The 10,363-nt window shown below is 68.1% G+C and carries 9 protein-coding genes; 8 read left to right on the top strand and 1 reads right to left on the bottom strand.

Annotation, left to right across the window (positions count from 1 at the left end; translation table 11 throughout):
- Positions 1–90: 90 nt before the first annotated feature.
- Positions 91–1,056, bottom strand: a complete 966-nt coding sequence (locus AB0J04_RS44060; RefSeq protein WP_363174354.1) for an AsnC family transcriptional regulator — start codon at positions 1,054–1,056, stop codon at positions 91–93.
- Positions 1,057–1,116: 60 nt separating this feature from the next.
- Between AB0J04_RS44060 and AB0J04_RS44055 the strand changes: the two genes are divergently transcribed.
- From AB0J04_RS44055 to AB0J04_RS44020, 8 genes are all read left to right on the top strand, one after another.
- On the top strand, positions 1,117–2,379 hold the full coding sequence (locus AB0J04_RS44055) for a hypothetical protein (RefSeq protein ID WP_363174353.1): 1,263 nt from the start codon (positions 1,117–1,119) through the stop codon (positions 2,377–2,379).
- Between the two features lie 41 nt (positions 2,380–2,420).
- A complete protein-coding gene (locus AB0J04_RS44050; RefSeq protein ID WP_363174352.1) occupies positions 2,421–3,491 on the top strand; it encodes an ABC transporter substrate-binding protein in 1,071 nt (356 codons plus the stop codon).
- A gap of 169 nt (positions 3,492–3,660) precedes the next feature.
- Positions 3,661–6,000 (top strand): glycoside hydrolase family 2 TIM barrel-domain containing protein, encoded by a 2,340-nt coding sequence (locus AB0J04_RS44045; RefSeq protein ID WP_363174351.1) that lies wholly within the window; start codon positions 3,661–3,663, stop codon positions 5,998–6,000.
- A gap of 35 nt (positions 6,001–6,035) precedes the next feature.
- Positions 6,036–6,992 carry an alpha/beta hydrolase gene (locus tag AB0J04_RS44040; RefSeq protein ID WP_363174350.1) on the top strand — a complete coding sequence of 319 codons (957 nt, stop codon included), beginning with the start codon at positions 6,036–6,038 and terminating at the stop codon, positions 6,990–6,992.
- A 9-nt stretch (positions 6,993–7,001) separates the two neighbouring features.
- Positions 7,002–8,384 carry an NtaA/DmoA family FMN-dependent monooxygenase gene (locus tag AB0J04_RS44035; RefSeq protein ID WP_363174349.1) on the top strand — a complete coding sequence of 461 codons (1,383 nt, stop codon included), beginning with the start codon at positions 7,002–7,004 and terminating at the stop codon, positions 8,382–8,384.
- Between the two features lie 11 nt (positions 8,385–8,395).
- Complete coding sequence (locus AB0J04_RS44030) at positions 8,396–8,896, top strand: flavin reductase family protein (protein WP_363174348.1); 501 nt, start codon at positions 8,396–8,398, stop codon at positions 8,894–8,896.
- A 63-nt stretch (positions 8,897–8,959) separates the two neighbouring features.
- The gene (locus AB0J04_RS44025; protein ID WP_363174347.1) at positions 8,960–9,412 is read left to right on the top strand and encodes a zinc ribbon domain-containing protein; all 453 of its coding nucleotides are present in this window, start codon (positions 8,960–8,962) and stop codon (positions 9,410–9,412) included.
- 21 nt (positions 9,413–9,433) lie between these two features.
- Positions 9,434–10,312 (top strand): 3-hydroxybutyryl-CoA dehydrogenase, encoded by an 879-nt coding sequence (locus AB0J04_RS44020; protein WP_363174346.1) that lies wholly within the window; start codon positions 9,434–9,436, stop codon positions 10,310–10,312.
- Positions 10,313–10,363 lie beyond the last annotated feature (51 nt).

Raw genomic sequence — 10,363 nt, 5'->3', positions numbered from 1 at the left:
TCCTCGTAGCGGAGCTACTAGGGCTTTCGCCCGGTGCGGCGAGAGTGCGTGCCGGGCGTCGCGACGCCGCGGAGATCCATCAGAAGCCCCCTAGTCCAAGGCCTCCGACATGGCGTCGCCCTCCTCCGAGGACGGGTCGGGAGTGCTGCGGAGCCGCTGCTGGAGCTGGCGACGCAGGAGACGGATCCGGTACACCCGGACACTGATGAGATCGGAGTGCGCCGAGATGTCGCCGACGAGCTGACCGAGTTCCGCCGCGTCGCGGGCGGCGACGTCGACCGCGAGCGCCGAGGTCCCGCACATGCGCGAGACCGAGACGACACCGGAACGCCGGACGAGGCGTTCGACCGTGGCCATGACGGTCTTGGGGTTGACGGTCAGGTCGAGCGCGGCCCGGGCCAGATCGTGATCTGACGTCTGGACCGTCGTCCATATCCGGATGGTGCCCGAGTCGATGAGGTCGAGGACTCGTCGCCTCGCCTGGGAGAGTGACAGGCCGGCCGAGCGGGCGAGCGCCGTGTAGGTGGCGCGCCCGTCGACCTGGAGGGAGCGGATGAGCTGGCGGTCCTGGGCGTCGAGTCGCGTTTCGTCCAGCGCGGGCCACAGCCCCGCTTCACCGCCCGCCTCGACAGGCGTTCCCGCGCCCAGGTAGACCCCCAGGACCGGGTCCGTCGTGACCATGGACACGAAGGGCAGTTGGGCGATCTCGTCGGTGAGCCGGGCGGCGTGACTCAGCGACGTCACGTCGAACGTGGCGATCACCTCGGGTTCCCCGATGATCTCCGCCAGCCAGTAGGAGTGCCCGAGGACGGAGTCCGCGATCTGCGAAGCCCAGCCCGACGACAGCCGGACACGGATGTACAGCGTGATCTCACTGGGCTCCACGGAGGGGTGCAGGACAGCGATGACACTGACCCGGCCCGACTCCAGCAGACTGTTCACCCGGGCCCGGGTGGTGGTTTCCGGGAGTCCGACCAGCTTCGAGATCGACCGGACGGTCGCCCGTCCGTCGCTTCTCAGCGCGGCGACGATCAGGTCGTCAACGGCGTCGAGCACATCAGCCTCCCCTTGGTGACATCCCGGGGAGTTTAGACGGTGCCGTCGGTTCGTCCCCGGATGAGTCGAACCGCCGCATCTGTATACGGACCCGCAAGAACCCTCTTCCCCAGGCTCGCGGTTTCTGCCATAGTACAGCCACTTCGGCAGGTTTCGCCGATACGAACGGAGGTGAGAATGACCATGAACGGACCGGGCGAGCGGCATTCGTTCGAGGTGACGGGCATGGACGTCCGAGAGCTCTCCCGAGCGCTGCCGAAGGTCGACGTGCACTGTCACCTCACCGGCTCGATCCCTCGCGACACCGCTGTCGAATTGGCGAGACGCAACAAGGTCAGCATCGGCCGATCGGCGATCGAGGCCGCGTACGACCTCCGGCAGCACAGCGGAGAGACGCGGGAGCAGGCCTTCTTCGACGCTCTCGAACTGTTGGGGGCGCTCGTGCGGACGCCTCGCGATCTCAGTGACGCCGTCTACGGGCTCGTGGCTCATGACGTGCGTGCCAGCAACCTTCGGTACCTCGAACTCTTCGTCAATCCGACCGCGCTCGCCCACACCGGCATGTCGTTCACCCAGATCCAGGACGGGCTGATCGACGGCGCGAGAGCGGCCGAGGAGGACTTCGGTGTCCGGACCGGCTTCATCGCGTGCGTCATGCGCGACGAGCCCGTCTCGTACGCCGAGGAGATGCTCGACCAGCTGATCGAGCACCGGCGCGAGGAATTCATCGGTATCGGTCTTGACGGACCGGAATTCCTCGACGACCATCGCCCCATCCACTTCGCCGACGTCTATCGTCGGGCACGCAGGCACGGCTTCAAGCGCACCGCGCATTACGTGCGGTACGGCGCCGCCGAATACTCGGTGTACACCGATCTCCTGGACTGTGACCGAATAGACCACGGCTACCCCGTCATCGAGGACGAGCCGGTCCTGCGCCGCGCCGCGGAATCGGGTGTCCCGTTCACCGTCTGTCCGACGATCACGCAGCTCGTCGCAGGAGACGTCCTCCCCGAATACAGTCGGCCCGAGACCCATCCGATCGGCACGATGCTGCGAGGCGGCGTCTGGATCGTTCCCGGGACCGACGACAAATCGATGGTCCACACCGACATCGGAACCGAATACGGCATCATCGCCGACTGGTACGGACTGAGCGCCGAAGACGTCGTTCAAGCATCGCTCGACGGCATCTCGGCGACCTGGCTCGACAAGAGCGACAAGGCATCGCTCCGGCGCGATTTCGAGAACGAGATCAACCGGCTGACGTCCCGAGCGACAGAGGTCGCACCGGCAGTCGCGGCCCAGCAGAATCCCTCATGAAACAGGTGCCCCCCAGCACATCTAAAAAGGAAGTGCTCGCTATGGCCAGAGACACACGAGAAGGCGCACCGGTTTCGCGTCGCTCCATCATTCGCCTCGGATCCGCGCTCGCCGTCGGCACGCTCGTGCTGACTGCGTGCACGGACAGCGGCTCCGGAACGGACACCGGATCCGCGGCCGGTGCCGGCACCAAGCTGACCACCGTCGACTTCGCGCTCGACTTCATGCCGAACCCCACGCACAACGGCCTCGCGTACGCCATGCAGAAGGGTCTGTTCGCGAAGGAGGGGATCAAGCTCAACGTCCTCCCCGTCGGCAGCACGGCTTCCGACGCCCTCATCTCGGCGGGACAGGCGGACGTCGGCTTCACCAACAACTACGCGACCGCCCTGACGAGCGTCGCCGCGGGGGCTCCGCTCAAGGCGATCTTCTCGGCGATGCCGCACGACCCGTCCGCCATCACGGTCCTCAACTCGTCCGGCATCACCTCGCCCGCCCAGTTGGCGGGCAAGACCTACGGCGGGTACGGCAGCAAGCTCGAGCTCGGGCTGATCAACTCGATGATCGCGAAGGCCGGGGGGCACGGCGAGGTCAAGCAGGTGGTGCTTCAGGTCGGTTCCACCGAGGCGCTGAAGACCAAGAAGGTCGATGTGGCGGTCACCTGGCCCGACCAGGAGTACGACTTCGACCAGAGCGGCGTGAAGTACACGAGGTTCCTGCCGGCCGACTACGGTCTCCCCGAGGCATCCGGTCTCCTCCTGCTGGGCAGCAACAGCTTCCTCCAGAAAAACCCTGACGTCGCCCGCGGTCTGGTGAAGGCCATGGCTGAGGGGTACAAGGCCGCGATCGCCGATCCGAAGGCCGCGAGCGAGGCGCTCATCGCCCAGTTCCCGAACGCCAATATCAACGCGAAGCTCGCCGCCTACGTCTCATCCCGCGAAGCCAAGGGCATGGTCAACCCCTACGGTCCGATCGGCACCCAGTCGGTCCAGGGCTGGCAGACCTACGCCGACTGGATGATCAAGCAGGGAATCCTGACGGGGGCCGACGGCAAGCCTCTCAAGAGTATCGACGTGAAATCCTTGGTCACGAACTCCTACCTGCCCAAGTAAATGCCCGGGCGCCCTGTCCGCTGACGCTCGGCGCGTATCTTCGCAAAGGACGAACTCGATGTTTCGCCAGTCTTTCAATCACGGTTGGACCGCAGGTCCCGCCGAGACGAGTTTCGCCAGCGCCGTAGGTGGCGAAGACGATCAGGAAGTCACCCTCCCGCACGACTCCGTGCGGGACCTGACGCGCAGTGCGACAGTTTCCGAGGGCGCCCACACGGGTTATTTCCCGGGCGGCTACTTCCAGTACTCCAAGAGCTTCGACGTGCCCGAAGCCTTCCGCGAGAAAAGCGTCTTCCTCGAATTCGAAGGCGTCTACCGGGACGCGGTCGTGTACATCAACGAGGAGTTCGTCGCCCAACGGCCGAACGGATACAGCCGGTTCAACGTCAAGTGCGACCCGTATCTGCGCTACGGGCAGCCGAACTCGATTCGGGTGGAGGCCCGTGCCCACCTCGATTCGCGGTGGTATTCGGGTGCCGGAATCCACCGCGACACGTATCTGGTCGTCGGCGACCCGGTGCACATCGCCCTGGACGGCGTCCGCGTCACCACCCCGCAGGTCGACGACGAACATGCCGTGGTCGTCGTCGCTGTGACGGTGGTGAACGAGGAGCGCTTCACCAGGACGATGCGGGTGTCCACGGCCATCACCGCGGCCGACGGAACCACGGTCGCCGAAGGCACCGCGCCCGTCACGCTGCTGCCGGGCACCGGCGCGACGGCGCGGCTGCGCCTGAACGTTCCGCGGCCGGCATTGTGGGACGTCGACTCGCCGAACCTCTACGTGGCCCGCACCACCTTGAGCGACGGCGCGGGCGGCGGCGAGGCCGTGGACGAGGAGCACACCACCTTCGGCATCCGCACCCTCCGCCTCGACCCGGCGCGAGGGCTGCGGATCAACGGCCGGACGGTGAAGCTGCGCGGCGCGTGCATCCATCACGACACGGGTCTGCTGGGCGCCGCCGCCGTCTCGCGCGCGGAAGAGCGCCGTATCGAGATCCTCAAGGCGGCGGGCTTCAACGCGGTGCGCAGCTCGCACAATCCGCTCAGCGTCGCGGCGCTCGACGCCTGCGACCGGCTGGGGATGCTCGTCCTGGACGAGGCGTTCGACGCCTGGACCAAGCCGAAGCGGCCGTTCGACTACTCGCTGGCGTTTCCCGAGTGGTGGGAGCGGGACGTGGAGGCGATGGTCACGAAGGACTTCAACCATCCGAGCGTCATCATGTACTCCATCGGCAACGAGATCTTCGAGACGGGCAGTCCGGTCGGTTCGACCTGGGGACGCCGACTCGCCGAGAAGGTACGGGAGTTGGACGACACTCGGTACGTCACCAACGCCGTGAACGGCCTGGTCGCCGTACCGGACGAGCTGCCCTCCCTGGTCGTCGGTTCGACCGACGGACCCACCGACATCAACTCCCTGATCACCGCGCTGGGCGAGAAGATCAACGAGTTCAGCGCGTCGCGACTGGTCAGCGAGCGGACCGAGGAGTCCCACGCCGTACTCGACGTGTCCGGCATCAACTACGGCGACGCCCGCTACGTACCCGACGCCATCAGCTTCCCGAACCGGCTGATCCTCGGCACCGAGACCTTCCCGGGCCACATCGACGAGCTGTGGCGGTTGGTGAGCGAGAACAGCCACGTGCTGGGCGACTTCACCTGGACCGGCTGGGACTACCTCGGGGAGTCGGGGGTCGGGCGCACCGACTACCTGGACGACGGCCCCAAGGAGGACATGCTCGGCGGCATCCACGACGTGTTCCCGGCGCTGACCGCCGGCTGCGCCGACATCGACATCACCGGTCACCGGCGTCCCATGTCGTACTACCGGGAAACCGTGTTCGGGCTGCGCGAGCAGCCGTACATCGCCGTGCACCGGCCGCAGTTCCACGGCCGGGCGATGTTCCAGACCCCGTGGTCCTGGGCAGACGCGGTCTCCAGTTGGAGCTGGGACGTCGAGGCGGGCTCACCGGTCACCATCGACGTGTACAGCTCCGCGGACGAAGTGGAACTGCTTCTCGACGGCGCGCCGTTGGAGCGGATGAAGGTCGGCGGGCACAAGGCCTGCATCGCACGCTTCGAGTCGGCCTACCGGCCCGGTGAGCTGACGGCGGTCGCCTATCGAGCGGGCGTCGAGACGGGACGCAGCGTCCTGCGCAGTGCCGGCGACAGCCTGCGACTGGCCGTCGCGGCAGACCGGTCCGAGATCCGCGCGGACGACAAGGACCTCGCCTACGTCTCCATCGAACTGCACGACGGCGAAGGCAACTCGGCCAGCCACCGGGACCGTCGGGTCCGCGTGGAAGTGACCGGGCCCGCCGTTCTGGCGGGGCTGGGCACCGGGCGGACGCACACCGAGGAGCGGTTCGGCGCCGACACCTGCACCACCTTCGACGGCCGCGCCATGGCCGTAGTCCGGCCCACCGGTCCCGGGGCCGTCCAGGTCCGCGTCTGCGCCGAGGGCTGCCCGGAGACCACCGCCACCGTGCACGCCGTCGACAACTGACACCGCGCAGTCCATCACCAGAACCGAGGAGTCCCATGCCGCTCGATCCCCATCTCGCCGACAAGGTGGCCCTGGTCGCCGACGTCACCCGGGAGGAAGCCCTCAACGCGGACGAGGCCCTCTGGGACAGGTTCACCAAGGTGTTCAGTGACAACCGTCCCTACGACCAGCCCGACGTGGACGTACGCGACGAGACCGTAGCCGGGTTCGAGGGGCTGCGGGTGCGGGTGTACACGCCCGTGTCCGGCGTCCGCCCCGGGCGGCGGGCGTTCGTGTGGGCCCACGGCGGCGGTTTCGTCGCGGGCACCCTGGACGACCACGAGGCCGACACCGTCAGCCGGGACCTGTGCGCCCGCGCCGACACGGTCGTCGTGTCGGTCGACTATCCCCTCGCCGACGGCTCGACCGTCCGCTACCCCACGCTCCACCGCGCCCTCGCCGAGGCGTTCCGGTGGACCTTGCGCAACGCGGCCGAACTCGGCGTCGACGCCGACACCGTCGTCCTCGGCGGCGCCTCCGCCGGCGGGAACCTCACCATGGCCGCCACCATGGAACTCCGGGACAACGGCGAACGCGTGCCCGCCCGCCTGCTCCTGGTGTACCCGGCCCTCAGCGCGACGTTCACCACCAGTGAGGCGCACGAGAGGCTGATGGCGGACATCCCTCCGCTCTTCCGCTTCGAGCAGGAAGCCATCGGCGGCATCTTCCACACCTACGCCGCCGGCGAGACCGACACCCCGTACCTGTCGTTCGAGGACATGCCGTCCCTGGGCGAACTCCCGCCGATGCTCGTGGTGCTCAGCGAGTACGACGATCTGCGTCCCCCGGCCGAAGCCGTCCTGGCCCGGGCCGAGCAGGACGGCCTGACCATCGAACGGTACCTGGCGTCCGGCGTCGTCCACGGACACCTCAGCATGCTGCCGCTGCTGCCCGAGACCCGCGCCACGCTCGACCGCATGGCCGCCTACCTGCAGCGCTCAACGACCCACTGAGAGAGACACATGAGCCCCCTGATCTTCGCATCGTTCCAGGCGCTGAGCCCCAACGGAGTGATCGGCTCCAGTTGGCGGGACCCCTCGAACACCCAGACCGACTATCTGATGATCGAGCACTGGACCGAACTCGCCAAGAAGCTGGAGTCGGGAGGGTTCGACTTCCTCTTCTTCGCCGACACCTACGGCTACCCCACCCTCGACGGCGAGCTCATCCCCTTCGCCGTCGAAGCCGGGTACAACGTCCCCATGGCGGACCCGATCACCATCGTCTCGGCCATCGCCGCGGCCACCTCCAAGCTGGGCGTCGTGCTGACCAACAGCACGACGCACGAGAAGCCCGCCGCTCTCGCCCGCCGCTTCGCGACCCTCGACCACTTCACCAAGGGCCGCATCGGCTGGAACATCGTCAGCGGCGGTGGCCAGTCGTCGTCGACCGCGCTCTTCGGCGAACCGATGATCCCGCACGACGAGCGCTACCTGCAGGCCGACGACTACCTGCAGATCTGCCTGCGCCTGTGGGAAGCGTCCTGGGCCGACGACGCGCTTCGCGTGGACCGGGAAGCAGGCGTCTACGCCGAACCCGACGGCGTCCGCCAGGTCTCCTACGAGGGCAAGTACCTGCGGACCAAGGGCATCCTGACCCTTCCCCCCTCGCCGCAGCGCACACCCCTGCTCCTGCAGGCGGGCACCTCCTCGGCCGGCCGCGACTTCGCCGCCCGCTACGCCGAGTGCGTCTTCGTCGGCGGCGGCGATCCGGCGGTCGTCGCCCGCAACATCACCGCCATCCGGGACCGCGCCGAGGAAATCGGCCGGCCACGGGACTCGGTCAAGTTCCTCGTCGGCGCCGGTTTCGTGGTGGGCACCACCGAAGCCGAAGCCCAACGCAAGTACGACAACCTTCTCGGTTTCGCGACCCTCAAGCACGCGGCGGCGACGTTCGCCTGGTCGACGGGCGTCGACCTGCTCAAGTTCGATCTGGACAAGCCGCTCCCTGAGGTGCACAGCGAGATCGGCCAGACCAACCTCGACCGCTTCCGCTCAGCGGACGGCACGAACCCCACCGTCCGGGAGATCCTGGAGGACTACCGCCAGCACGGCATCAACGGCACCACCTTCATCGGCACCCCTGAGAAGGTCGCCGACGAGGTCGAGGCCTTCGTGGCCGCCACCGGCGCCGACGGGTTCCTCGTCCAGCAACACATCACTCCCGGAACGCACGACGACTTCATCGAGCTGCTCAGGCCGGAGCTGCTGAAGCGCGATCTGATGCGGCCCACCCGTGAGGACGTCACGCTGCGGGAGCAGCTTCTCGGTGCGGGGCCGCGCGTGGCGGCGACCCACCCGGGGGCGGAGCTCACGTACAGGACGACAGCGACAGCCGACCACTAGGGGGAACAGCCGTGTCGTTTCTTCATCAGCCCTCCGATACGAAGCTGCTGCGGCGGACCTTCGGCGCCTACCCCTCCGGAGTGGCGGCGCTGGCCGCGACCGTCGACGGTGAGCCCACGGTGCTCGTCGCGTCGTCCTTCACGGTCGGCGTGAGTCTCGAGCCGCCGATGTGCCTGTTCGCGGTGCAGAACACCTCGACGACCTGGCCGGTCCTGGCCCGCGCCGAACGCCTGGGCGTCTCCGTCCTGGGCATCAGCCACAGCGCACAGGTCCACCAACTGGCAGGCAAGGACAAGGCCGCCCGCTTCCGCGGCATCGACGTCACCGAACTCGAGTCCGGCGCCCTGCTGATCAACGGGTCGCCGGTCCACCTGGAGTGCCGGGTGGTCCACGACTACGCGGCCGGAGACCACCGGGTCATCGTCCTCGAAGTGCTCGCCACGAACACGAACCCCGAGCAACTGCCGCTGGTGTTCCACAACTCACAGTTCCACACCCCCGTGGCCGTCTGACCACATCAGCACAGCAAATGGCACCGAGTGCCATGCATATGAGTCGCGCAGGGAGATGCCATCGTGTTCCACTCAGGACTCGGAATCGCGGCGGGAGTGCTCGACTCCGACACGTCAGAGGACGACACCACCGCTGCGCCCCGGAGCAGCACCGTCACTCGGGCCGGCACACCGGCCGAGGAGTCCCTCTTCTTCCAGCGATGCCGCTGGTGCGGCACCGCCATGTACCACCGGGTGATCTGCCCGGCCTGCGCGTCGAGCGATCTGCGGACCGAGTTCAGCGTGGGCGCCGGCGTCGTACGCCATTCCACCGTCGCCCGCCGGGGTACGCCCGCCGCGCGCAACGTGTCCCTCGTCGAGATGGGCGAGGGCTTCACCGTGCGCGGCCGCGTCAAGGGTCCGCTCGTCTCCGTCCGGCCGGGCTGCCGCGTGCGCCTGTGCGTCGTCGAGGACCCGGTGCGCGGGGAGCCGGTGTTCGAACTCTGCGACAGCGCGTACGGAGGCCGGTCCCGATGACCACGACGAACGCCGGTCCCGATGACCACGACGAACATTGACACGCTGAGCAGGGTCGGTGTCGTCGGCTGCGGTCTCATGGGTTCCGGCATCGCCGAGGTGTGCGCCCGCGCGGGCCTCGACGTCCTGGTCGGCGAGGTCGGCCCGGATGCCGTCGCGGCGGGACGGGCCAGGGTCGGCGCTTCGCTGGAGCGCGGCGTGCGCAGCGGCAAGCTCACCGAGCACGACCGTGACGCGGCCCTGGCCCGACTGCGCTTCACCCACGACCTGAGCGCCTTCGCCGACCGGGAACTGGTCGTCGAGGCGGTGGCCGAACAGCGCGAGGTCAAGACGGCGACGTTCGCGGCGCTCGACGCGTACTTGGACAGCCCGGACGCGATCATCGCGACGAACACCTCGTCCTTCCCGGTCATCGACCTCGCGGTGACCACCGGCCGCGCCGCGCACGTGGTCGGCATGCACTTCTTCAATCCGGTTCCGGTGCAGCGGCTCGTCGAGGTCATCCCCACCCAGCTGTCCTCGGCCGCCACCGTCGAGCGCGCGTCGGCCTTCGCCTCGGACACACTCGGCAAGACCGTGGTCCGAGCACCCGACCGCTCCGGTTTCGTCGTCAACGCGCTCCTGGTGCCCTATCTGCTGTCCGCGGTCCGCATGCTGGAGTCGGGCGTCGCCTCCGCGGAGGACATCGACAACGGCATGGTCCTCGGCTGCGCCCACCCCATGGGACCGCTGCGGCTGCTGGACCTGATCGGCCTCGACACCGCGCATTCGGTGGCGGAGTCGCTGTACGAGGAGTTCAAGGAGCCGCTGTACGCGCCGCCGCCGCTGCTGCGACGCATGGTCGCCGCCGGCACTCTCGGACGCAAGACCGGACGCGGCTTCTACCCGTACGGCACCTGAACCCACCCGACGCGACACGACCGTGGGGCGGCCCTGACGTCAGGGCCGCCC

The sequence above is a fragment of the Streptomyces sp. NPDC050263 genome (assembly GCF_040655955.1).
Taxonomy (GTDB): Bacteria; Actinomycetota; Actinomycetes; order Streptomycetales; family Streptomycetaceae; genus Streptomyces.
The sequence above is the reverse complement of the archived record's forward strand: the minus strand, read 5'-3'. Positions and strand labels throughout refer to the sequence as shown.